This window comes from Micromonospora sp. USAFONa4, assembly GCF_057197825.1.
On sequence record NZ_CM170072.1, the window covers coordinates 2324223 to 2348388 of the forward strand.

The following is a 24166-nucleotide window of genomic DNA, read 5'->3' on the forward strand; positions in this document are numbered from 1 at the left end:
CCCCGGCCACCGGCGCGCTCGCGCGCGGCGGAGACCGGCTCAGCAGTGCCCGTCTAGCCAGCGGTGGATCAGGAAGAGCGCGATCGACGACGGCGGCGGCAGCACCAGGCGGGCCCCGCCGACCTCCACCGGCCGTCCCGCCAGGGCCGCGCCGATCTCCCTGCGGGAGAACCACCGGGCGAACGCGATCTCCGTCGGATCCACCTGCACCGGATGCTCCGGATCCGCCGTGGCGAGGAAGCCGAGCATCAGGGAGCCGGGAAACGGCCACGCCTGGCTGCCCGCGTACGCGATGTCGTCGACCGGGACGCCGACCTCCTCGCGGACCTCGCGCAGCACCGCGGCCTCGGCCGACTCCCCCGGCTCGACGTAGCCGGCGAGGCAGGAGAACCGGCGTTCGCCGGCGGTGTGCGGCCAGGTGGCGTTGTTGCCGAGCAGGCACCGCCCGTCGAGGCCCGGGACGCCGTCGTGCACCAGCACGATCATGGCGGGATCGGTACGCGGCCAGATCCGCTCCCCGGCCGGGTCGACCCGGGACCAGCCGGCCTCGTCGACCTCCGTCGGGTGCCCGGTGGCCGACGAGTAGCGGTGCCGCAGGTGCCAGTTGACCAGTGCCAGCGCGGTGGTGAACAGCCCGGCGTCGCGGTCGCCGAGCAGGTGCCCGACCTCGCGCAGGTGCGCCGCCCGGGCCCCGGACACCGCCGGCAGCGGGGCGTCCACGGCGAAGACCGGCACCCCGTCCGGCTCCACGCCGAGGAACATCGGCGACGTCGGCCCGGGCAGCCCGGCCGGATCGACAAGCACCAGCTTCGGCGGCGACGTGTCGGTACGCACCAGCGCCCGGCCGCCGTCGGCGGAGTCGAGCACCAGCACCCGGGCCCGGCTCCACGCCTGCGCCAGCCACCCGGGGTCGGTGCGCCGGTGGGCCGCCCGGTCCAGGGTGGACCGGGCCAGCGGCGGCGCGGGCTCCCCGCTCACGGTCGTGCCGGCTCGGTGGTGACCGGGGCCAGCGCCGCCACCTGCCGCCCGATCCGTTCGGCGTCGCCCAGCACCACGGTGACCGCCCGCGCCGGGGCGAGGTAGCGGGCCGCCGCCTCGGCCACGTCGGCCACGGTCGCCTTCGCCAACCGGGCGGCGTGTTCGGCCAGGAACTCCAGGCGCAGCCCGCTGCCGGCGTACGCGCTGGTCAGCGAGGCGAGCCCGGCCTGGGTGGACATGCCGAGCTGGAGGGTGCCGAGGGCGTACTGGCGGGCCTGCTCCAGCTCGTCCTCGCGGGGCGGGAGGGAGGCCAGCCGGCCGAGTTCGTACGTCGTCTCCAGCAGCGCCGGCCCGGTGACCTCGGTGGCCACGTCGACGGCGGCGACCAGCACCGACCCGGCCACCGAGTGCTCGACGAGGGAGTGCCCCCCGTACGTGTAGCCCTTGTCCTCGCGGATGTTCTCCACCCAGCGGGAGGAGAAGTAGCCGCCGAAGATCAGGTTGGCGAGTTGCAGCGCGGCGTGGTCCGGGTGGGTGCGGGGCACCGCCGGCAGCGCGATCCGCAGCGAGGACTGCACCGCCCCCGGGCGGTCGACCAGCAGCAGCGGCCCGGGCTCCAGCGGCGGGGCGGGCGGCAGGTCGGCGGTGTGCCCGGCGCCGGTCCACCCGGACAGCGCCTTCTCGGCGGCGTCCAGCGCCCGGTCCGGCTGCACGTCGCCGACCAGCACCAGCACGGCGTCGGCGGGGTGCACCCGCTGGGCGTGCAGGGTCCGCAGCACCCCCGGCCGGACCGCCCGGACCGCCTCCGGTTCGGGGGTCTGCACCGCGTACGGGTGGGTGCCGTAGACCCGCCGGAGCAGGGCGGTGCGGGCCAGGTGCGCCGGCTGGCTGCGCGCCACGTGGATCCGGTCCACCAGCCGGTCCCGCTCCGTGGCGACGTCGTCGTTCGGGTAGGCCGCGTCGGTCAGCACCTCGGCGAGGATCTCCAGCATCCGGTCCAGCCCGGTGACCAGCCCGGCGCCGGAGAGCATCAGCCGGTCCGGGTCGATCCCGGCGGAAAGCCCGCCGCCGACCTTCTGCAACTCGGCCGCGATCTGCACGCTGGACATCGTCGCCGTGCCGGAGAGCAGGGTCTGCGCCAGCATGGCGCCCCGGGCGAGGTGGGTGCGGCCGAACGGCATCCACAGCCGCACCTCCACCAGCGGCACCGCCGGCCGGCGTACGGCGATCACGGTCAGCCCGTTGGCCAGCGTGCGCTCGGCCTGCTTCGGCAGCTTGAGCCTGCGGTTCGGGCCGAGCGGCGGCAGCGCCCGGGACGCGGCCGGTGCGGTCACACTCACTGTGTCATCTCCGTTCGCGACTGCGGGGCTCGCAGGACCGGCTCACTCCTCGCGCTCACCGAACCCACCTTCGTTCGCGACTGCGGGGCTCGCAGGACCGGCTCACTCCTCGCGCTCACCGGGCCCCTCCTGGGATGACCTCGATGGACGCGCGGCGCTCGGGCCGCAGGGCGGCCGCGGCGGCGCGGACCTGCTCGTCGGTGACCTCGCCGACGAGCCGGGGCAGGTCGTTGAGCAGCCCGGGCTCGCCGCGCTGCTGCTCCAGCACGGCCATCTGCAACGCCCGGCCGAGCACCGCGTCGGTGTCGCGCAGCAGGTGGGTCGCCATCCGGGCCTGGGTGCGGGCCAGTTCCCCCTCGGCCACGCCGTCGGTGGCCAGCCGGTCCAGCTCCTCGTCGATGGTGCGCAGCACCTTGTCCACGTCCCCGCCGGGTGGCAGGTGCGCCTGGAGCAGCAGCGCCGTCGGGTCCCGCACGTCGAACGGGTCGCCCATGAAGCCGACGTAGCCGCCGAGGCTGGTCACCGCCCGGTCCCGCTGGACCAGCCGCTCGACCAGCCGGGACGCGTCGCCGTCGGTGAGCACCTCGGCCAGCACGACGTACGGCAGGTAGGCGGCGAAGTCGGTGATCGGGTCGGGCACCCGCCAGGCGCCGGCCACCGCCGGCAGCGGGGCCAACTCGTCGGTGTACGAGGTGCGCCGCTCCTCGGTCAGGTCGGGCTCGGCGAAGTCGGGCCGTTTCGGGGCGGGACGCGCCGGCACGTCGCCGAAGTGCCGCTCGATCAGCGTGGTCGCCTCGGCGACGTCGATGTCGCCGCTGACCGCCAGCACCGCGTTGCCGCTCGCGTAGTAGCGGCGGAAGAAGTCGGCGGCGTCGGGAACGGTGGCCGACTCCAGGTCGACGAAGGAGCCGTAGCCGTCGTGCGCGTTCGGGAAGGTGTCGAACATGACCGGTGGCAGGGTCAACCAGGGGAAGCCGCCGTACGGGCGGTTGAGGACGTTGACCCGGATCTCCTCCTTGACCACGTCGACCTGGTTGCGCAGGTTCTCCTCGGTCAGCCGGGGGCCGCGCATCCGGTCGGCCTCCAGGAACAGCGCCCGCTCCAGGGCGTTGCTCGGCAGGGTCTCGTAGTAGTCGGTGTAGTCCAGGTGGGTGGAGCCGTTGAAGGTGCCGCCCGCCCCCTGCACGTGCCGGAAGTGCGCCAGCTTCTCCAGGTTCTCGGAGCCCTGGAACATGAGGTGCTCGAAGAGGTGGGCGAAGCCGGTGCGCCCCTCGGGTTCGGAGCGGATGCCGACGTCGTAGACGACCGCCACCCCGATCACCGGGGCGCTGCGGTCGGGGGTCAGGACCACCCGCAGGCCGTTGTCGAGCGTGAACCGCTCCACCGGGTACTTCGTCGCTGGAATTCTCGATCTCCGCGCCGCCACGGGATCGACCCTAGCGCGTCGGCACTCCCGCCACCGGCGACCTCTCGCCTGCCGCCCCGGCCGGCGCCCGGGGCGTCGTACGCAGCCGCCCCGGCGGCCGGCGGCGACGGCGCGAACACCGGCTGCAAAGCACACCCAATCAGTAGAGATTGCCGCTTTTTCTGGGACGCAGATCCCGGCATGTGGTTGGCCCTTGACGCCAGTTCACCGCCTGCCCCAGTCTTCCTACCAACTAAGTAGGAATACTGCGGATTGGATGGACGATGAGACGGCTCCCCATGCGTCGGTGGGTCTCCCTGGCCACCCTCGCCGTCGTCGGCGTGGCGACCCTGGGCACCGCCGCCGCCTGCGGCGACGACAGCGAGGGCACGGGCGGCGGCTCCGGCCCGACGACGCTGCGGCTCGGCTACTTCCCCAACATCACCCACGCCCCGGCGGTGGTCGGCGTGGAGAAGGGCATCTTCGCCGAGAAGCTCGGCAGCGACGTCAAACTGGAGACGAAGACCTTCAACGCCGGCCCCGCCGCCATCGAGGCGATCTTCTCCGGCGCGCTCGACGCCACGTACATCGGCCCGAACCCCACCGTGAACGCCTTCTCGAAGTCGAAGGGCGAGGCCGTCCGGGTCATCTCCGGCGCGGCCTCCGGCGGCGTCGCGCTCGTGGTCAAGCCCGATATCACCTCGGTGGAGCAGCTCCGGGGCAAGAAGATCGCGACCCCGCAGCTGGGCAACACCCAGGACGTGGCCATCCGCTACTGGCTCAAGGAGAAGGGCCTCGCGACGACCAAGGAGGGCGGCGGCGACGTCAAGATCGTCCCGCAGGAGAACGCCCAGACGGTGGAGACCTTCAACAGCGGGGCCATCGATGGCGCCTGGGTGCCCGAGCCGTTCGTGTCCCGGCTGGTCAACGCGGGCGGCAAGGTGCTCGTCGACGAGCGCGACCTCTGGCCGGACCGGAAGTTCGTGATCACCAACCTGATCGTCAGCACCAAGTTCCTCAAGGAACACCCGGACGTGGTCAAGAAGCTGGTCGAGGGCCAGGTGGCGGCCAACGAGTTCGTCAACACCAAGCCCGACGAGACGCACCAGGCCATCTCCGACCACATCGGAAAGATCAGCGGCAAGCCCCTCGACCTCAAGCTGATCAAGCAGGCCTGGCCGACGCTGGAGTTCACCAACGACCCGATCGCCACGTCGCTGAAGACCGGGCTCGACCACGCCGTCGCCGTCGGCCTGACCCAGCCGGTCAGCCTCGACGGTCTCTACGACCTCACCCACCTCAACGAGGTACTCAAGGGCCAGGGCAAGCCCGAGGTCGTCCAACCATGACGTCGACCACGACGACGCCACGCAGCGCGACCGGCTCGGTCGCGCTGCACGGCGTCACCAAGGTGTACGGGCGCGGGGCGAACGCCGTCGTCGCCCTGGACGGGGTCTCCCTCGACGTCGCGCCCGGCGAGTTCGTCTGCCTGGTCGGGGCCTCCGGTTGCGGCAAGAGCACCCTGCTCAACCTGGTCGCCGGCCTCGACCGGCCCAGCGGTGGGCGGATCACCCTCGACGAGGGCGTCGACCCGGGACTGATGTTCCAGGAGCCCGCCCTCTTCCCCTGGCTCACCGTCGAGGGCAACGTCGAGGTGCCGCTGAAACTGCGCGGGCTGCCCCGGGCGGCGCGGCGGGACCGGGTCGCCGAACTGCTCGGCACGGTCCACCTGGCCGACTTCGGCCGCAAGCGCCCGCACGAACTGTCCGGCGGCATGCGCCAGCGGGTGGCGTTGGCCCGCACCCTCGCCCTGGACACGCCGGTGCTGCTGATGGACGAGCCGTTCGGCGCGCTGGACGCGATGACCCGGGACATCCTGCACGACGAGCTGGAACGGATCTGGACCGAGCGGCGGCTCACCGTGCTCTTCGTGACGCACAACGTCCGCGAGGCGGCCCGGCTCGCCGACCGGATCATCCTGCTCTCCAGCCGGCCCGGCCGGATCATCTGGTCCACCCCGGTCGACGTGCCCCGGCCGCGCCGCATCGACTCCCCCGAGGTCGCCGCGATCGCCGCCGAGGTCACCGGCCGCCTGCGTACGGAGGTGGGCCGTCATGGCCGGTGACACCCTCGCCGCCGTCCCGCGTACCGACTCGGAGATCTCCGGGCTGGACGCCCTGGAGCTGGCCGGTCGGGAGAAGAGCCGCACGAGGGCCAGCCGGCTCTGGGCGGCGACCTGGCCGAAGCTGGCCGCGCTCGTCCTCGCCGTCGGCGCCTGGCAGGTCGTCGTCTGGACCGGCTGGAAGCCCGAGTACTCGTTGCCGGGCCCGGTGGCCGTGGGTCAGGAGCTGCTCCGGCAGGTCAGCGGCGTCCAGCTCTGGGAGGGGCTGGTCACCACCCTGCGCCGGGCGGCCCTCGGCTATGTCTTCTCGGTCGCCGTCGGCCTGCTGCTCGGCCTCGCGGTGGCCCGGTCGCGGATCCTGCGGGCCGCGATCGGCTCGATGATCACCGCGTTGCAGACGATGCCGTCGATCGCCTGGTTCCCGCTGGCGATCCTGCTGTTCGAGCTGAGCGAGAAGGCCATCTTCTTCGTGGTGGTGCTCGGCGCCGCACCGTCCATCGCCAACGGCGTGATCGCCGGTGTGGACTACGTGCCGCCGCTGCTGCTACGCGCCGGCCGCAACCTCGGCGCCCGGGGGCTCAACCTGTACCGGTACGTCATCGCGCCCGCCGCGCTGCCGGCCATCGTGGCCGGTCTCAAGCAGGGTTGGGCGTTCTCCTGGCGCAGCCTGATGGCCGGCGAGCTGATCGTGGTCGGCATCTCGCAGACCTCGCTGGGCGCGCAGCTGACCTACTCGCGGGAACTCTCCGACTCGCCCTGGCTGATCTCCACGATGATCGTGATCCTGGTGCTGGGCCTGGCGGTGGACGCCGCGTTCGGGGCGGCGGACAAGGCGATCCGGCGTCGCTGGGGCGTGTTGGACCAGGCGGGTCAGTGACGTGTACGTCTCCGCGCGCAGTGACTACGCGCTCCGGGCCATGCTCGCCGTCGCCGCCGCGGCTCCGGTCGGCGGCGGCGGGCTGGTCAAGGCGGGGACGCTGGCCGACAGCCAGGGCATCCCGCTGAGCTTTCTCCAGGGCATCCTGGTCGACCTGCGCCGGGCCGGCCTGCTGGTGAGCCACCGGGGCACCGAGGGCGGGTACGCCCTGGCCCGCCCCGCGGTGGAGATCAGCGTCGGCGACGTGCTCCGCGCGATCGGCGGCTCCCTGACGACCGTCCGCGGCCTGCCGGCCGAGCGGGCCGGCTACGCGGGTGTGGCGACCGGCCTGCGGGACGTCTGGCTGGCCGTGCACGGCGCGATCGCCCTGGTGGTCGACCGCACCACCCTCGCCGACCTGCTGGGGGCGGAACACCTCCCGGCCGGCGCCGGGGAGACCCACGCCCGCTGACCGCGCACCGCCTCGTCCGGCGACGGGCAGGCAGGCCAAGCGACGGTCAGCCGACGGTGGGCACCGGCCGCTCCGTCGGGCTGCGAAGCTCGACTGGGGCGGCCGGCGCGGCCCCGTCCGGGGTGGCGTGCCACGGCGTGAACACCGCGACCACGGCGAGCAGCAGCCCGGCCAGCGCCACCGCGAGCACCAGCAACAGTTCCCGCGCCGCGCCCGAGCCGGCGTCGCCCGCCATGGTCACCCCTCCCATGCCGGGCGGTCCCGCCCGGATCTTCCCCCGCCCCCAGCTTTCACCACCCCCGGCGGCGGAAACAGTCGCCGATCGGACGTAACGTTCGCTGATTCCAGACTCAGCCATCGGCTCCGGGCACGGGTGCCCGGAGCCGATGGGAGAGCGGAACGCGGAGGGTTGGTCAGGAGGCGTGCGGGGTGCGGGGGCGGCGCGAGCGGCGGGGCCGCCCCGAGGCGCGGTGCGGAGCCCGGCCGCCCTCACCGGCACGGCCGGCCGACCGGCCGCCGGCAGACCCGGCGGAGGCGGCCTGCGGCGCGGGCGGCGCGATCGTCACCGGCACGCCGGACGGCTCCCGGGCGCCGGTCACCCGGGCCAGGGCCTCGTCGCCGGGGCGCACCTGGACGGACTCGGGACGGATGCCGGCGGTCGACATCAGCCGGGACACGTCCCGGCGCTGCTCCGGCAGGACCAGGGTGACGACCGTGCCGGACTCCCCCGCCCGGGCGGTACGCCCACCACGGTGCAGGTAGTCCTTCGCCTCGGTGGGCGGGTCCACGTTGACCACCATGTCGAGCCCGTCGACGTGGATGCCCCGGGCCGCCACGTCGGTGGCGACCAACGCCGTCACCTGCCCGGTGCGGAACTGCTCCAGGATCCGGGTGCGCTGCGGCTGCGACTTGCCGCCGTGCAGCGCGGCCGCGCGTACCCCCTTGGCCAGCAACTGGCGGGCGAGCCGGTCGGCGCGGTGCTTGGTGCCCATGAACAGGATGGTGCGGCCCTCGCGGGCGGCGATCCAGGTCAGCGCGGTGGGCTTGTCCACCGCGTCGACGTGCAGCACGTGGTGGGTCATCGCGGTCACCGTGGCGGTGCCCGGGTCGACCGAGTGCGAGACCGGGTTGCTGAGGAAGCGGCGCACCAGCTTGTCCACGCCGCCGTCGAGGGTGGCCGAGAAGAGCATCCGCTGCCCGTTCGGGGCGACCTGCTCCAGCAGCTTGGTGACCTGCGGCAGGAAGCCCATGTCGGCCATCTGGTCGGCCTCGTCGAGCACGGTGATGCCGACCTGGTCCAGCCGGGCGTCGCCGCGGTTGATCAGGTCGTGCAGCCGGCCCGGGGTGGCCACGACCAGTTCGGCGCCGGCGCGCAGGGCGTCCGCCTGGCGTTGCAGGGAGAGCCCGCCGACGACTGTGGCGCAGCGCAGCCCGACGGCGCGGGCGTACGGGTCGAGCGCGGTGGTGACCTGCTGGGCCAGCTCGCGGGTGGGCACCAGCACCAGGGCCAGCGGTCGGCCCGGGCGGGCCCGGCGGCCGGCGGTGCGGGACAGCAGGGGAAGCCCGAAGGCGAGCGTCTTGCCGGAGCCCGTGCGGCCCCGGCCGAGGACGTCCCGGCCGGCGAGCGAGTCCGGCAGGGTCGCCGACTGGATCGGGAACGGCTCGGTGATGCCCTGGGCGGTCAACTCGGCGAGCAGCGCCGGAGCCAGCCCGGTGAGGGCGAAAGAGGGTACGACAGTGGTCATGCGGAAGCCTTCCTCGACGCGGCACGTGTCGAGGGAGGGCGCCGGATGCGGCGCTGTCACCGGCGGACCAGGCCGCGGGTGACTCACAAGCACGAACCGAAAGGGGTACGGGCCCCGGCCCGCCGCCGTTCGCCGCCTGCTCACGCAGGTCGACGGTGCGGCGGGCCGGTCCCGTCACCGCGCCCGGAGGGCGCGATGGGTGTTACTGGACGATCCGAAGATCAGAGCGGGCGGATGTTCTCCGCCTGCGGGCCCTTCTGGCCCTGGGTCACCTCGAACTCGACCCGCTGGTTCTCGTCCAGGCTCCGGTAGCCGGAGGACTGGATCGCCGAGAAGTGGGCGAAGACGTCGGCGCCGCCGCCGTCCGGGGTGATGAAGCCGAAGCCCTTGTCAGCGTTGAACCACTTGACGGTGCCAATAGCCATTTTTGTTTCGTCTCCTTGACGGAACGTCGAACCCGCACTTGTTGCGGGCTCGAAGAGGAGCGCGCCACGCGGAACTGCCTGGCTCGCTTGTCGCTTCTGGTCGCCCCGCCCGGAGAACTCCGGACACAACAAAGAGCGCCTGGGCCACAATCCTCCAGGCGCACACAGAGTCTCTGGGAACCATAACTGCAACGCGACCAACCTATCACGGATTCGTCCCGGCACCACCGTCTGCCGGGATTTCCGGTACGGAGGCGATCAGCGCGGTCAGCCCGTCCGCGTCGAGCAGGTCCGCCGGGCGGACCGTTACCCCGTCCCGCACGTAGTGGAACGCCGCGCCGACCCGCTCCACCGGCACGCCGGCCAGCTCCGCCCAGGCCAGCCGGTAGACCGCGAGCTGCACGGCGGCCACCTCGGCGGCTGCGCCTGCGGGCTGCCGGCCGGTCTTCCAGTCGACCACGTCGAACCGCCCGCCCGGCCGGGCGAAGACGGCGTCCATCCGCCCCCGGACCACCACTCCGGCGATCACTGTGGCGAAGGGCACCTCCACCTCGACCGGCACCCGCTCGGCCCACTCGCTGGCCAGGAAGCGCTCCTGGAGCTCGGCCAACGCCTCGTCAGGCGCCGCGTCCGCGTCCGCCGCACCCGGCAGCTCGTCCAGGTCGAGCAGCCGGTCGGCGCCGAACCGCTGCTCCAGCCAGGTGTGGAAGGCGGTGCCCCGGCGGGCGTACGGATTGGGTTCGGTGGGCACCGGGCGGCGCAGCGCGCGGGCCAACGCCGCCGGATCCCGGCGCAGCGCCACCAACTGGGTCACCGACAGCTGGCCGGGCAGGGCCACCTCGACGGCGCCGGACTGCCGGGTCAGCTCGGCCCGCTCGGCGAGCAGCAGGTCGGCCTCCCGCCGCCACCGCGCCACGTCCGCGTCGTCGGCCGACGGCTCCGCGCCCGCCCCGGCGGTGTCGTCGCCGCCGGACGCCACCCGTTCGGCGGTCTCGCCGCCGGAAAGCGGGCGGGCGGCTGCGTCCCCGTCGGACGGTGGGCGGGCGGCCGTGTCGCCGTCGGCGAGGAAGCGGCGGACCAGGGCCGCCGCCTCGGCCAGCGCCGGCCGGCGGGCGCCCAGCGGGTCGGCCGGCCACTCGGCGCGCAGCACCACCTCGGTCGTCGGGTTGACCGCGTCGCCCGGCGGCTCCGGCGCCCACTCGTCCACCAGGTGCCCGGCGCGGGCGTCCAGGCAGGCGTCGTGCACCTCCCGCAGCAGCACCGACGGGCCACGCGGCCGTTTGGTGCCCTCCCCCCACCAGTAGCCGGAGCAGAGCAGCAGCCGCCGGGGGCGGGTCACCGCCACGTACGCCAGCCGGCGTTCCTCACGCTCGTCGTGCGCCCGCCAGGCGTCGGTGAAGTCCTCCAGCGCCCGGGCCACCCCCCGCTGGTCCTCGGCCTCGTCGAGGCCCAGCTCCGGCAGCCCGTCGGCGTCGCCGCGCAACGGGAACGGCAGCACGCCCAGCCCGCCGAGCCAGTGGTCGGAGTTGCGCACCGGCCCCGGCCAGACGCCCCGGCTCAGCCCGGCCACCGCGACCACGTCCCACTCCAGGCCCTTCGCGGCGTGCGCGGTGAGGATCTGCACCGCGCCCTCGACCACCTCCACCTCGCCCGGCGTGAGGCCGCGCTCCTCGTCCTCGGCGGCGGCCAGATAGGCCAGGAACCCCGACAGGGTGGCGCCCGGCGTCTCGCCGCTGAACCGGGCGGCGACGTCGCCGAGCGCGTCCAGGTGGCCCCGGGCCAGGCCGGCGTCCCCGGCCCCGTCCCGGCCGGCCCGCACCGCCACCTCCACGTCCAGGCCGATCGTCCGCTCGATGTCCGCGATCAGCTCCGGCAGGGACTGGTCCAGCCGGTAGCGCAGCAGGCCCAGCTCCCGGGCGTACGCCCGCAGCCGCGCGTAGCCCTCCGCCGAGTACGCCTGCGCCGGGCCCAGATCGGCCAGCGCCTCCACCAGGGTCGCCTCGTCGAGCAGGTCCGGGCTGATCTCCGGGGTGCCGTCGTCGGCGAGCCTGCGCCGGGCCGCCGCGATGGACTTCGCCCGGCGGTGCAGGGCCACCAGGTCACGGGGCCCGATCCGCCAGCGCGCGCCGGTCAGCAGCCGCAGCAGCGCGGCCCCGTCCGTCGGGTCGGCCAGCACCCGCAGCGTGCACACCACGTCCCGCACCTCGGGGGTGTCCAGCAGGCCGCCCAGGCCCACCACCTCGACCGGCAGGCCGCGCTCGCGCAGCGCCGACTCGATCGCCGGAATCTGGCTGCGCAGCCGCACGAGCACGGCGGTCGTGGGCCGCAGCGGCACCGGGATGTGCTCGGGCAGCACGCCGGGCATCCCGGCCGCGCCGCGCCACGCGTGCAGCACGCTGTCGGCGATCCAGTCGGCCTCGTCGGCGTACGTCCGCAGCAGGGCGCAGTGGACGGTGCCGCCGGCGGTGCCGCGGGCGCTACGGTGCGGAATCGGGTCCTTGACGCTCATCGCCGCGTGCAGCTCGGGCACCCGGGCGCCGGCGGCCCGCAGCGGGGTGGCGAGGGCGTTGGCGACTCCGAGGATCTCCGGCCGGTTACGCCAGCTCGTGGTGAGGCTGAGCACCTCGGCCGGCGTCCCGTCCGCCCGCGCGAAGTCGGTGGGGAACCGGTCCAGGGTGCCGGCGCTCGCCCCGCGCCAGCCGTAGATCGACTGGCAGGGGTCGCCGACCGCCGTCACCGGGTGCCCGCCGCCGAAGAGCGCGTTGAGCAGCACCACCTGGGCGTGGCTGGTGTCCTGGTACTCGTCGAGCAGCACCACCCGGAACCGGTCCCGCTCGATCTCGCCGACGCCCGGGTGGTCGCGGGCGACCCGGGCCGCCCGCGCGAGCTGGTCGGCGAAGTCCATCGCCTCGAAGTCCTCCTTGCGCCGGGCGTACGCGCGCACCAGCGGGAGCAGCTTCAGCCGGATCTGCTGGAGTTGCAGCGCCTTGCGCACGTCGGCGTAGACCCGGCCGGGGCGCACCTGCACCTCGGCGAAGAACCGGCCCGTCCACGCGGCCAGCGCGTCCGGGTCGACCAGGTGCTCGTCCAGCTCGCCGGCCAGCGCCAGCACCGCGTCGGTGATCGTGCTCGGCATCCGGTCCACCCCGGACATGTCGCCGTCGTAGTTGCGCACCAGCAGGTCGACCAGCTGCCAGCGGGACGCCTCGGTGAGCAGCCGGGTGGACGGCTCGTAGCCCGCCCGCAGCCCGTGCTCGGTGACGATCCGGCCGGCGTACGAGTGGTAGGTGGAGACGGTCGGCTCCCCGGCCAGCGGGTCGTCGAGCGGGTCGCGCCCCCGCCGCCCGAGCCGGCGCACCAACTGGTCGAGCCGCGTACGCACCCGGTGCGCCAGCTCCCCGGCGGCCTTGCGGGTGAAGGTGAGCCCGAGCACCTGCTCCGGCCGCACGTGCGAGTTGGCGACCAGCCAGACCACCCGGGCGGCCATCGTCTCCGTCTTGCCCGACCCGGCGCCCGCGACCACCAGCAGCGGCTCGACGGGCGCGGCGATGATCGCGGCCTGTTCCCGGGTCGGCGCGGGCAGCCGCAGCAGCTTCGCCAACTCCACCGGCGTGTAGCGGGGGCCGGCGTCGGCGACCCGGGGCGTCGGGGTCGCGCTGCTGAACAGGGCGGGCTGCGTCAAGACGTCTCCGGACGACGGGTGGTCGGCGGCTCGACCACCTGGCGGCCCTGCCCGGACACCGGGCAGCTCGTACGCACCGGGCAGACCCGGCACTTGGAGTTGGCGACCGCGGCGAAGGTGGCGGCGGCCATCGTATCCGCGGTGCGTCGCACCAGCGCGGTCGCCCAGCCGGCCTCCGGGCCCTCCCCCGCGGGCGCCTGGCTCTGCTCCTTCGCGTCCTTCGCGCCGGTGCCGAGCTGCACCAGGGCCGCGCCGCCGGACTCCTCGCCGAAGTCGGCGAAGGCCCCCGCCTCCACCGCCGCCTGGTAGGCGCCGAGCTGCGGGTGCTCGGCGAGGTCGTTGGCCGTGACGGCGGTGGACTTGCCGGTCTTCAGGTCGATGACGACCAGCCGGCCGTCCTCGTCGACCTCCAGCCGGTCCACCCGGCCGACCAGCTCGATTGGCCGGTGCGGATCGTCGAGGCGCACCGCGAACTCGTGCTCGATGGCGAGCAGCCGGCGCGGATTCGCGGCCAGCCAGCGGAGCAGCTTGTCCACCATCGCCTCGGCGCGGCTGTGCTCCGGACCGACCATCCAGCGGGCGGCCAGCTCGATGACGTCGAACCGGGCGGCGACGTAGTCCAGCAGGGCCCCCCGGTCGGCGCTGGCGTCCTCGGCGAGCATCGCGGCGGCGTGCACCAGGTTGCCGACGCCCTGGGCGGCGCTGGCCGGTGGGCTGCCGCCGTGCCGCTCCAGCAGCCAGCGCAGGCTGCACCGCAGCGCGCTCTCCATCGCCGACGGGGTGACCCTGACCGGTGCCCCCTCGTCGACCAGCGGGCGGTCGTCGGAGAGCTGCCGCAGCCCCCACCAGTCGTCCGGGTGCGCGCCGGCCACCCCGGCGGCGGCGAGCCGGGCCAGCTCGGCAGCCGCCGCCTGCCGCCGGGCGTAGGACACGGCCGGGTCGCTGACGGCGGTACGCAGCTCCGCCACCAGCGCCGGCAGGGTCAGCGCCCGGGGCGGCCTGCTCACCGGCAACGCCCCCGGCCGATCCGGCTCCTCCGGGTCGCTGGGATCCGTCGGGTCAGTGGAGTCTGTCGGGTCAGTGGGATCCGGCGGGCCGGCCGGGTCGATCGGATCCGTCGGGTCGGTGGGGCCCAGCTCGTAGAGGAAGCGGCTCGGCTGCTCCTCGTGGTCGTCGCCGCCCACCGCGGCGGAGGCCACCGCGCTGACCAGCAGCCGTCGCCGGGCCCGGGTGACCGCGACGTGGAACAGCCGGCGCTCCTCGTCGAGCAGCGCCGAGGTCTGCCCGACCAGGGCCGCCACCACGCCCGCGCCGGCCGTCCGGCCGGCGAGCACGTCGACCAGGCGCTCCGAGCCGAGCAGGCTGCCGCGCAGGCGCAGGTCGGGCCAGACGCCCTCCTGCACCCCGGCGACCGCCACGAGATCCCACTCCAGCCCCTTCGCGGCGTGCGCGGTGAGCAGCCGTACCGCCTCCCCCCGGTCGGCGGTCGGGGCGAGGGTGTCGGCCGGCAGGTCCTGGCCGAGGACGTGGTCGAGGAAGACCTCCGTACGCGCGCCGGGCAGCCGGTCGGTGAACCGGGCCGCCGCGTCGAAGAGGACCATCACGGCGTCGAGGTCGCGGTCGGCCGTCTCGGCGCGGCGGCGCCGCGCGACATCGCCCTCGCCGGTCACCGTCTGGCCGCGGCCGGTCGCCGCGGACCACAGCTCGGCGAGCCCGCTGGCCCGCCACACCGCCCAGAGCACGTCCTCCGCCGTGGCGCCGGGCCGCGCGGCGGACTCCCGGGCCACGGCCAGCAGACCGGCCACCGTCTGCGCCGGCTCCGCCCAGTGCCGCTCGATCCCGGCCAGCCCGGCCGGGTCGCGCAGCGCCTCCACGATCAGCTCGCCCGAGGGCCGGCGGTCGCCGCCGGCCAGCGCCAGGGCGCGCAGCCCCTGCCGCAGCCGCCGCTCGGCCAGCGGATCGGCGCCGCCGAGCGGCGAGTGCAGCAGCGCCACGGCGGCCTCCTCGTCGAGCCGCTCGGGCTCCAGGGCGCAGCGCAGCAGGAGCAGCAGCGGCGCGACCGCCGGTTGCAGGTGCAGCGGCAGGTCCTCGCCGTGCACGACGGTGGGCACCCCGGCGGCGTGCAGGGCACGTTGCAGCGAGGGCAGCTGCCGCCCGGTGGAGCGCACCAGCACGGCCATCTCCGACCAGGGCACGCCGCCGAGCAGGTGGGCCTCGCGCAGCGCGTGCGCCAGCCAGGCGGCCTCGCTGGTGGCCGAGCGGAAGGTGCGTACCTCGACCGCGCCGGGGGGCGCGTCGGGCAGCGGGTGCAGCCGGCGGTGCGCAGCCGGGCCGCGCAGCCGCCGCGCCAGCCGGCCGGACGCGGCGAGCAGCCGGGCACCGGCCCGGTAGGACGTGGTGAGCACCACCTGTGCCGCGGGCGCCCCCGAGGCGGTGCGGAAGCGGTGCGGGAACGTCGCCACCCCCGCCGGGTCGGCGCCCCGGAAGGCGTACGTGGACGAATCCGGGTCGGCGAACGCGACCAGGGGCTTGCCGCCGCCGGCCACCGTCGCGAGCAGGTCCTGCTGGGCCGGGTCGGTGTCGGCCAGCTCGTCGACGTAGACGTACGCCAGCCGCCGGCGCTCGGCCGCGAGCAGCTCGGGGTCGTCGAGCAGCATCCCGGTGGCGGCGCGGACCAGCTCGGCCGGGTCGTACGCGACGGAGCCACGGTTGCTGACGTCGCGCAGGGCGAGCACGGCCACGTACTCCCGCAGGAAACGCGCGGCGGCGGGCCAGTCGGCGCGGCCGAGCTTCTCGCCCAGCCGGGCCAGCTCGACGGGACCGACGCCCCGCTCGGCGGCGCGCATCAGCAGGTCGCGCAGCTGCGCCGCGAAGGCCCGGGTGCGCAACGCCGGGCGCAGGTCCTCCGGCCAGCCGACCGGGTCGTCGTCGGGCGCCTCGCCGACCACGTCGAGCAGCTCGCGGATGATCAGATCCTGCTCCGGCCCGGTGAGCAGCCGGGGGGACGGCTCGCCGCGCTCGGCCGCCGCCCGCCGCAGCAGCCCGAAGGCGTACGCCGGAAGGGTGCGCACCAGCGGCTCGCGCAGCACGCGGTGCCCGCCCTCGGCGACGCGGGCCTCGATCCGCTGGCGCAGCGCGGTGGCGCCCCGGCGGCCGAAGGTGAGCACCAGGATCCGCTCCGGGTCGACGCCCTCGGCCACCCGCGCGGCGACGGCCTCGACCAGCGTGGCGGTCTTGCCCGTGCCGGGACCGCCGAGCACCAGCATCGGCCCGTCGGTGTGCGCCACGATCTCGACCTGGCGCGGATCGGCCAGCCGCGCCGCCCCACGGTGCGCGCCCCCGTCGGCCGGCCCCCCGGACCGCCGCTCACCCCCAGCCGGCCCCCCGGACCGACCGTCCCCCCGGGCCGGCCCGCCGGGCCGGTGGTCCCCCCGGACCGCCTCGACAGGCCGGCGCACCAGCCGGTACGCCTGCATCCGTCCATCCCACCACGCCGGTACGACACCCCCGCCCCGCCACCCCGCCAGGGACCAACCCGCACGCCCCCGTCAGAGGAGTTGGAGTTCCAGGGTGTCCAGGGCGGCGGGGACCGTGTCGGTCACGGTGAGCAGGCCCAGGCCGGCGGGCTTGAGGAAGGTCTGGTCGGCCAGCGCGCCCAGCCAGTCGAGCACCGGGCGGTAGAAGCCGTCGGTGTCGACCAGCACCATCGGCTTGGCGTGCAGGGCCAGGGTGGCGGTCGTCCAGACCTCGAACAGCTCGTCGAGGGTGCCGAGCCCGCCCGGCAGGGTGAGGAACGCGTCCGACTTGTCGATCATGAGGGTCTTGCGGCTGGCCATCGAGTCGGTGACGAGCAACTCGTCCGACGCCAGGTCGGCGACCTCCAGGTCGACCAGCGACTGCGGGATCACCCCGACCGTCCGGCCGCCGGCGGCCCGCGCCCCGTCCGCCAGCGCGCCCATCATGCCGACGCACCCGCCGCCGCTGACGAGGGTGTGCCCGCGCCGGGCGATCTCCGCGCCCGTCTCGGCCGCGAGGTCCAGCCAGCGCTGGTCGAGCGTACGGGAGGAGGCGCAGAACACGCAGATCGCGGCCATGTCAGCGCTTCCGGTTCTCGTCGCCCGCCTCGGCGGCGGCCTGCTGGTCGGCGGCGGTGACGGCGACGGCTTCCTTGCGGACGGCCTCCTGCTCGACGTTGAGGGCGGCTTCGGCCTCCACGATGTGCCGGACCGCCGCGTCGACGTCGTCGGTCACGCAGATCAGCTCCAGGTCGACGGGGCCGATCTTCCCGTCGGCGGCCATCGTGTCGCGCAGCCAGTCGAGCAGGCCGCGCCAGTAGTCGGCGCCCATCAGCACCACGGGGAACCGGGTCACCTTGCCGGTCTGCACGAGGGTGAGCGCCTCGAAGAGCTCGTCCATGGTGCCGAACCCGCCGGGCAGCACGACGAACGCCTGGGCGTACTTGACGAACATGGTCTTGCGGGCGAAGAAGTAGCGGAAGTCGATGGCCAGGTCGACCCAGTCGTTGAGCCCCTGTTCGAAGGGGAGCTCGATGCCGAGGCCGACCGACAGCCCACCGGCCTCGCTGGCGCCCCGGTTGGCCGCCTCCATCACGCCCGGCCCGCCGCCGGTGATCACCGCGTAGCCGGCCCGGGCCAGGGCAGCGCCCAGCGCCTCGGCCAGCTGGCACTCGGGGCTCTCCGGGTGGCTGCGGGCGGAGCCGAACACGCTGACCGCCGAGGGCAGGTCGGCGAGGGTGTCGAAGCCCTCGACGAACTCGGAGAGGATGCGCAGCGCCCGCCAGGCGTCCTTGGTCTTCCAGTCCTCACGCCCCCGCGAATCGAGCAGGCGCTGGTCGGCGGTGCTGCCCGTCAACGCCTGCCGACGCAGCGTCACGGCCCCCCGGTGCCGTTCCTGTCCCGGCTCGCGGCCGGATTCCCGCCCGTTGCTCTGACCCATGGGAGCAACCGTAGTGGAGCCGCACCCGCCAGGTGCGCGCACCGTGAGCCGGGCCGCCGCAGGTGACGGCCAAGGCGACGAACGACACACCACCCCCGGGCGCCGGACGACGCGGCACCGGGCGGCGGGCGGCACGGCCCCGGCGGCGGGCGGCACGGCCCCGGCGGCGACCTCGGGCGACGGGCGGAGACGGGCCGGGCGACGATCGGAAAAATTCTTCCGGATCTTGGGCAACTAATTCGGTCGCACGGGCGTCTTACTATTCACATACCGGGTATGCCCCGGCGCGCGCCTTCGGGGGAGGAGTCAGCGTGATCAGCAACAGCGAGATGATCCGGATCCGGCGGCAGATGCAGCGCCGCATCCGCGACGTGGTGGCCGAGCGCCGCCGCGCCCGCCTGATGGAACCGTCCACCGACCAGGGCGGCCAGACCGACGCCCGGCCCGCCGCCGACGCGTCCACCACCGTCTGACCGCACCGACGACATCGAGCACGGAAGGTCCGCGTCGTCCGACGCGGACCTTCCGTCCGTCCGGGGCACGCCCCCGCGGGGAGCGTCAGGAAGAGGCGAGCCAGCGGCGCAGGGTGACGGCGCCCTCCCGGATCTTGCTGATCTCCACGTGCTCGTCGGGGTGGTGGGCCAGGTTGGGGTCGCCGGGGCCGAAGTTCAGCGCCGGGATGCCCATCGCGGCGAACCGGGCCACGTCCGTCCAGCCCAGCTTGCCGATCGGCGCGGAACCGACCGCGGCGAGGAACTCCTTGGCGGGTGCCGCGTCCAGCCCGGGCGGGGCGCCGGCGGCCGAATCCGTGACCCGCACGTCGAAGCCGGCGAAGACCTCGCGCAGGTGCGCCTCGGCCTCGGCCGGGGTCCGGTCCGGCGCGAACCGGTAGTTGACCTCGACCTCGCACCGGTCGGGCACCACGTTGCCGGCCACGCCGCCGTGGATGCGGACCGCGTTCATCCCCTCCCGGTAGTCGCAGCCGTCGATGGTCACCCGCCGCGCCTCGTAGTTGGTCAGCCGGTCGAGCACCTCGCCGGCCGCGTGGATCGCGTTCACCCCGTGCCAGGAACGGGCCGAGTGGGCGCGTACGCCGGTGGTGGTGACGACCCCCCGCATGGTGCCCTGGCACCCCGCCTCGACGATGCCGTGCGTCGGCTCCAGCAGCAGCGCGAAGTCGGCCTCCAGCCACTGCGGGTACGCGTCGGCGACCAGGAAGAGGCCGTTGTACTTCGACTCGATCTCCTCCGCCTCGTAGAAAAAGTACGTCACGTCGTAGCGCGGGTCCGGCAGGCTCACCGCCAGGTTCAGCGCGAACGCCACTCCGGACTTCATGTCCGAGGTGCCGCAGCCGTACATCAGGTCGCCGCGCATGGTCGACGGGAAGTTGTTGTTCAGCGGCACCGTGTCCAGATGACCGGCGAGCACCACCCGTTGGCCACGGCCCAGGTCCGTCCGCGCCATCACCGTGTTGCCGTGCCGGTACGTGGACAGGTGCGGTACGCCCCTCAGCACCTCCTCCACGCAGTCGGCGATCGCCTTCTCGTTGAGGGACACGGACTCCATGTCGACAAGCGCGCGGGTCAGCGCCACCGGATCGGCCAGGACCTCGGGGGTCAGCGGGTTCTCCATGGTTCGCACGGTACCGTCAGATCCGGCGAGCGCGTGGAGCGAGCGTTCCGGGGCGGCCCGCGCGGGACGCGGGGCGCGGAGGGCTCGCCGGCCCGCAGCACGAACGAGAGGTGAATCAGTGACGTCCGAATCCGCCTGGGGCATCGGCCTGGCCACCGTTACCGCTGACGACCAGGTGCTCGACACCTGGTATCCGACGGGCAAGCTGGGCCTCGGCGAGCTGCCGCTGGTCGCCGGCGAGGACGAGGCGGACGTGCTGGACCTGCCCCCGGGGGCGGTCGGCGACCGGGCGCTGCCCGGGCTGCGTACCGTCCAGGTGGTCACCGTGATCGGCTCGCTGGACGAGCCGATCAAGGACGCCGCCGACGCGTACCTGCGGCTGCACCTGCTCTCCCACCGCCTGGTGCGACCCAACGAGCTCAACCTCGACGGCATCTTCGGCAAGCTGGCGAACGTGGCCTGGACGTCCGCCGGGCCGTGCCCCCCGGAGCGGGTCGACGAGCTGCGGGTCATCGAGCGGGCCGCCGGCCGCCACCTGGCCGTCCACGGGGTGGACAAGTTCCCCCGGATGACCGACTACGTGGTGCCGTCGGGCGTGCGGATCGCCGACGCCGACCGGGTGCGCCTCGGCGCGCACCTGGCGGCCGGCACCACCGTCATGCACGAGGGCTTCGTCAACTTCAACGCCGGCACGCTCGGCACCTCGATGGTCGAGGGCCGGATCGTGCAGGGCGTGGTGGTCGGCGACGGCTCCGACATCGGCGGCGGCGCCTCGATCATGGGCACCCTCTCCGGCGGCGGCACCGACCGGGTCCGCATCGGCGAGCGCAGCCTGGTCGGCGCGAACGCCGGCGTGGGCATCTCGCTCGGCGACGACTGCGTGGTGGAGGCCGGCTGCTACATCACCGCCGCCTCCAAGATCACGCTGCCGGACGGCCGGTTGGTCAAGGCCCGCGAGCTGTCCGGGGTGGACAACCTGCTGTTCTGGCGCAACTCGGTCACCGGCGCGCTGGAGGCCAAGCAGCGCAGCGGCAGGGGCATCGAGCTGAACGCCGCGCTGCACGCCAACGACTGACGGTCGCCCCCGCCGGGCCCGCGGTCGGCCGCGGACCCGGCGGGGGTACGCCTCAGCGCAGGCGGTACGCCTGGATGACGCGTTGGGTAACCGTGTTGCCGGCGTTGTCCCGGGCGGTGGCCCGCAGCGAGACGTGTCCGGTGCCGGCCGGGTGCTGCACGGTGGCCGTCCAGCCGTCCCCGCCGCCACGGATCCGGGCCCGCTGCCAGGTCTTCCCGCCGTCGTAGGAGACGTCGACGGTCAGCGCGGCGACCCGGGCCGAGGGCGCGCCCGGCTGCCGCTGCACCGTCACCGGGATCGCGAAGCTCCGGCCCGCCGGGGCGGCGTTGTCCCGGTCCAGTCGGGGCGCGAACCGGATCGCCGACACCGGCAGCGCGGCCGGGTCGTCCCCGGCGACGTGCCGGGACCGGAACGTCCAGCTGGCCGACACCTCGGTCGAGAGGTCGGTGAAGCTCCGCTTCGACGAGGTCTCCAGCCGGTAGTCGGCCGCGCCCGGCGGCACGTCGAACCCGCCGTACGCCGGCTCCTCGGTCTCCCCCACCAGCGTCCCGTTGCGGTAGAGGGCGGTGCGGGCGGTGTCGGCGACCGAGCCGCCGGCGTGCCCCTCGGCGTCACTGTGCAGCGGCAGGCCCACCTCGATGCGGTCGCCCTGGCGGACGATCCCCGCCGCCGGGAACGACGGCCCGTACGGCGCGCTGTTCCAGCTCTCCCGGTAGTGCCGCCCGGGGCGCAGGCTGCGCTCCTCGGAGAACAGGATCGCCTTGGTGTCGAGCCAGCCGTCGTCGGTCGGCACCCCGAAGTCCAGCTCGGAGGACCAGCGCACGCCCCGGGTGTTGTAGTGCTCGACCCGTTGCCCGGGGGTGGCGGTGCGCAGGCCGACCGCCCAGCCGCCGAGGTCGGGTTCCCGGTGTGCGAAGACCAGGCGGTCGGTGGCCAGCCCCGGGCTGCCGCCGTTGAACCGGTGGGTGACGGTGGCCAGGTCCTTCGTGCGGTAGTGCCGGACGAAGCCGGTCGGCATCCGGCCCGGCACGCCCTCACTGAGGGCGTAGAGGTAGGGGCTGCTCGCTGCCTTCAGGTCGGCCCACTGGCCGCTGATCGTGGCGACGAACCGCTCTGCGGGCACCGGCTTCCCGAGCCCTGCGGTGAAGAGACCGTCGAAGTCGGAGTCCAGCAGGCCGAAGGTGTAGCTGCCGGTCTCGGCGATGAAGCCGGCGTCGATGACGGCGAGCGCCGGGGTGGCCGAGCGCTGCGGGACGCTCATCCTGACCGGCTTGCCCCGCCGGGCGTCGAGGGTGATCCGCGTGTCCCCGCCGACCACCAGCTCCGGCTGGACGAGTTGGGTGGCCGCGGTGAACTCGTCGCCGTCCACCTCGAACACGTAGCTGACCAGCCCGTACCGGCCCTTGGGGACCCGCAGCTCGGCGGTGCCGTCCGGGTCGTACAGGTCGTACGGGTTCAGCTCGTCCAGGGAGACCAGCGTGGTGCTGTGCTCGCCGGTGAGCGCGCCGGCGCGGTCCAGGTGCCGGGCGGTCACCGTGTAGCTCTCCACCTCCCGGTGCACCGCCAGCGGGGTGACGGCCACCACCGCGCCGCCGGAGCGGGCGACGATCCGGCCGGTGTAGTGACCGTCCGGACCGTCGACCCGGGTGTCGGCGGTGACGGTGGCACCCGCCGTGCCGCCGCCCGGCACCGCGATCCTGCTCGCGCCGAGGGTGAACATGCCGGCCGGGGCCGGCCTGCCGTCCGGGCCGGTCGCCTCCACGGCCAGGTCAAGGTCGGCCGTGGTCGCGCCGTCGTTGCGCCAGGTCACCGTGCGGGTGATCGGGGTGTCGTCGTCGTGCGGCCAGAGGGCCCGTCCGAGCGACACGCTCGGCGGATCGCTGGTCACGGTCTGCCAGATGGCGTCGGCCAGGTCCACCCGCCCGGCCCCCTGCTCGTACGAGGTCAGCTCGGGGCGCGGCTTCGCCGAGGACATCAGCAGCGCCTTGAGCCGGTCGGCCTTCCCGCCGTGCTTCTGGGCGAGCAGCGCCGCCGCGCCGCTGACGTGCGGGGCCGCCATCGAGGTGCCCGACATCGCCACGTACCCGTCGCCGGCCGGGTCGCCGATCACCCCGTCCTTGCTGCGCGCCGCCACGATCCCCACCCCCGGGGCGGTGATGTCCGGCTTCAGCGCGTCGTCACCGGTGCGGGGACCACGGCTGGAGAAGTCGGCGAGGCTGTCGTCCCGGTCGACGGCGCCCACCGAGAGGGCGGCGTCGGCCGTGCTGGGGGAACTGACCGGCGCGAACCGGCCGGAGTTGCCGGCGCTGATCACGAACAGGGCGCCGGTCTGCGCGGTGAGCGTGTTGACGGCCGCCTCCAGCGGGTCGACCTCCGGGGTGTCGAAGCCGCCGAGACTGAGGTTGATCACGTGGGCCCGCTGCTCGACCGCGGCCCACTGCATGCCGGCGAGGATCGCCGACTCCGGGCAGCCGTACGTCTCGCAGACCTTGCCGTCGAGAAGTGTCGCGTCCGGGGCCACGCCCCGCATCCGGCCGCCGGAGGCGGCGCCGCTGCCGGCGATGGTCGAGGCGACGTGGGTGCCGTGCCCGACGACGTCGCCCGGCGCGGACTCCTCGGTGAAGTTACGCGTCTGCGCCACCCGGCCGGCCAGGTCCGGGTGCGTGGCGTCGATCCCGGTGTCCAGCACGGCGACCCGGATGCCCCGGCCGGTCCAGCCGTTCCGGTGCGCCTCCGGTGCGCCGATCTGCGGCACGCTGCGGTCGAGCGTGAGCTGCCGCCGGCCGTCGAGCCAGATCCGGTCGGCACCCCCTGCCGTGCCGACCTTCGCACCGGCGGCGGTGACCGCCGCCCAGACCTCGGCGGCCCGCCGCTTGCTCGCCGTGGCGGCGAGCCCGCCGGCGGCGGGCAGCTCACGGGTGACCGTCACCCCGGCGGGCACGGCGGAGCGCCGGGCCGCGCCGGCACTGCCGGTGATCAGCAGGGGCAGGTCGTCGCGCCGGGCGTCGTCGTAGCCGGCGGCGACCAGTTCGGTGACGTCGAACAGCCGTCGGTCGATCCGCCCGTCCCGGATGGGCGCCACGGCGTCCTCGGGTACGACGGAGACGTGCCCCCGCTCCCGTCGGGTCAGGAAGCGGACGTCCTCGCGCCCGGGTGCGGGTCGCACACTGGCCCGGGTCCCGCTGACGGTGACCCGGTCGCCGGTGAGCAGGGTGACGGTGACCGGGCGGTTGGCGTCACCAACCCGGGACGGCGGGGTCGCGTCGGGACGGACGGTCGGTTCGGCGGGCTTCTGGGCGACGGCCATGCCGGGGGCGCCGAGCACCATGCCCAGCACCATGCCGAGACCTACCAGTTTTCTTCTTCGCTGCAACGGATCCTCCTCGTCGGGCGTTACTACCTGTAGGGAGAGACGCATTGACAGTCATCAGGATTACATACCGAGTATGCAAAATGAAGTCGTGGAGATGACGGACCA

At 74.5% G+C, this 24166-nt stretch carries 18 protein-coding genes; 6 read left to right on the plus strand and 12 right to left on the minus strand.

Translation table 11 applies throughout. The features are described from left to right. Positions 1-39: 39 nt before the first annotated feature. The 3 genes from nudC to AC0OO9_RS09785 all read right to left on the minus strand — a co-directional run bounded on the left by nudC (position 40) and on the right by AC0OO9_RS09785 (position 3744). On the minus strand, positions 40-978 hold the full coding sequence (gene nudC / locus AC0OO9_RS09775; RefSeq protein ID WP_484517021.1) for an NAD(+) diphosphatase: 939 nt from the start codon (positions 976-978) through the stop codon (positions 40-42). Continuing rightward, positions 975-2318, minus strand: a complete 1344-nt coding sequence (locus tag AC0OO9_RS09780) for a M16 family metallopeptidase (protein ID WP_484517022.1) — start codon at positions 2316-2318, stop codon at positions 975-977. The genes nudC and AC0OO9_RS09780 overlap by 4 nt, the downstream gene beginning before the upstream one ends. A gap of 115 nt (positions 2319-2433) precedes the next feature. Next, complete coding sequence (locus AC0OO9_RS09785; protein ID WP_484517023.1) at positions 2434-3744, minus strand: M16 family metallopeptidase; 1311 nt, start codon at positions 3742-3744, stop codon at positions 2434-2436. 263 nt (positions 3745-4007) lie between these two features. Between AC0OO9_RS09785 and AC0OO9_RS09790 the strand changes: the two genes are divergently transcribed. The 4 genes from AC0OO9_RS09790 to AC0OO9_RS09805 are packed head-to-tail and all read left to right on the plus strand — an operon-like array spanning position 4008 to position 7173. After that, positions 4008-5072 carry an ABC transporter substrate-binding protein gene (locus tag AC0OO9_RS09790; RefSeq protein WP_484517024.1) on the plus strand — a complete coding sequence of 355 codons (1065 nt, stop codon included), beginning with the start codon at positions 4008-4010 and terminating at the stop codon, positions 5070-5072. Beyond that, the gene (locus tag AC0OO9_RS09795; RefSeq protein ID WP_357580839.1) at positions 5069-5848 is read left to right on the plus strand and encodes an ABC transporter ATP-binding protein; all 780 of its coding nucleotides are present in this window, start codon (positions 5069-5071) and stop codon (positions 5846-5848) included. The genes AC0OO9_RS09790 and AC0OO9_RS09795 overlap by 4 nt, the downstream gene beginning before the upstream one ends. Next, complete coding sequence (locus AC0OO9_RS09800; RefSeq protein ID WP_421454463.1) at positions 5838-6722, plus strand: ABC transporter permease; 885 nt, start codon at positions 5838-5840, stop codon at positions 6720-6722. Before AC0OO9_RS09795 ends, AC0OO9_RS09800 begins: the two co-directional genes overlap by 11 nt. A gap of 1 nt (position 6723) precedes the next feature. Beyond that, positions 6724-7173, plus strand: a complete 450-nt coding sequence (locus AC0OO9_RS09805; protein ID WP_484517025.1) for an RrF2 family transcriptional regulator — start codon at positions 6724-6726, stop codon at positions 7171-7173. Positions 7174-7219: 46 nt separating this feature from the next. Here the strand turns inward: AC0OO9_RS09805 and AC0OO9_RS09810 are convergent, their stop codons facing one another. The 7 genes from AC0OO9_RS09810 to AC0OO9_RS09840 form a co-directional block, all read right to left on the minus strand. Next, a complete protein-coding gene (locus tag AC0OO9_RS09810; RefSeq protein WP_132231061.1) occupies positions 7220-7408 on the minus strand; it encodes a hypothetical protein in 189 nt (62 codons plus the stop codon). Between the two features lie 178 nt (positions 7409-7586). Then, the gene (locus AC0OO9_RS09815) at positions 7587-8918 is read right to left on the minus strand and encodes a DEAD/DEAH box helicase (RefSeq protein ID WP_421454469.1); all 1332 of its coding nucleotides are present in this window, start codon (positions 8916-8918) and stop codon (positions 7587-7589) included. A gap of 221 nt (positions 8919-9139) precedes the next feature. Next, on the minus strand, positions 9140-9343 hold the full coding sequence (gene cspE, locus AC0OO9_RS09820) for a transcription antiterminator/RNA stability regulator CspE (protein WP_007464836.1): 204 nt from the start codon (positions 9341-9343) through the stop codon (positions 9140-9142). A gap of 205 nt (positions 9344-9548) precedes the next feature. Then, the gene (locus AC0OO9_RS09825; RefSeq protein ID WP_484517026.1) at positions 9549-13025 is read right to left on the minus strand and encodes an ATP-dependent helicase; all 3477 of its coding nucleotides are present in this window, start codon (positions 13023-13025) and stop codon (positions 9549-9551) included. Beyond that, the gene (locus tag AC0OO9_RS09830) at positions 13022-16501 is read right to left on the minus strand and encodes an ATP-dependent helicase (RefSeq protein WP_484517027.1); all 3480 of its coding nucleotides are present in this window, start codon (positions 16499-16501) and stop codon (positions 13022-13024) included. Before AC0OO9_RS09830 ends, AC0OO9_RS09825 begins: the two co-directional genes overlap by 4 nt. Positions 16502-16573: 72 nt before the next feature. Beyond that, on the minus strand, positions 16574-17119 hold the full coding sequence (locus tag AC0OO9_RS09835; protein ID WP_132231057.1) for an LOG family protein: 546 nt from the start codon (positions 17117-17119) through the stop codon (positions 16574-16576). A gap of 1 nt (position 17120) precedes the next feature. Beyond that, positions 17121-17981, minus strand: a complete 861-nt coding sequence (locus AC0OO9_RS09840) for an LOG family protein (protein WP_484517028.1) — start codon at positions 17979-17981, stop codon at positions 17121-17123. Between the two features lie 311 nt (positions 17982-18292). Between AC0OO9_RS09840 and AC0OO9_RS09845 the strand changes: the two genes are divergently transcribed. Further along, entirely contained in the window at positions 18293-18454 is a 162-nt protein-coding gene (locus tag AC0OO9_RS09845; protein WP_165947700.1) for a hypothetical protein, read from the plus strand. An 85-nt stretch (positions 18455-18539) separates the two neighbouring features. Here the strand turns inward: AC0OO9_RS09845 and dapE are convergent, their stop codons facing one another. After that, positions 18540-19613, minus strand: a complete 1074-nt coding sequence (gene dapE, locus AC0OO9_RS09850) for a succinyl-diaminopimelate desuccinylase (RefSeq protein ID WP_484517029.1) — start codon at positions 19611-19613, stop codon at positions 18540-18542. Between the two features lie 118 nt (positions 19614-19731). Between dapE and dapD the strand changes: the two genes are divergently transcribed. Continuing rightward, on the plus strand, positions 19732-20688 hold the full coding sequence (gene dapD / locus AC0OO9_RS09855) for a 2,3,4,5-tetrahydropyridine-2,6-dicarboxylate N-succinyltransferase (RefSeq protein ID WP_484517030.1): 957 nt from the start codon (positions 19732-19734) through the stop codon (positions 20686-20688). A gap of 52 nt (positions 20689-20740) precedes the next feature. Here the strand turns inward: dapD and AC0OO9_RS09860 are convergent, their stop codons facing one another. Next, positions 20741-24106 carry a S8 family serine peptidase gene (locus AC0OO9_RS09860; protein ID WP_484517031.1) on the minus strand — a complete coding sequence of 1122 codons (3366 nt, stop codon included), beginning with the start codon at positions 24104-24106 and terminating at the stop codon, positions 20741-20743. Between the last annotated feature and the right edge of the window lie 60 nt (positions 24107-24166).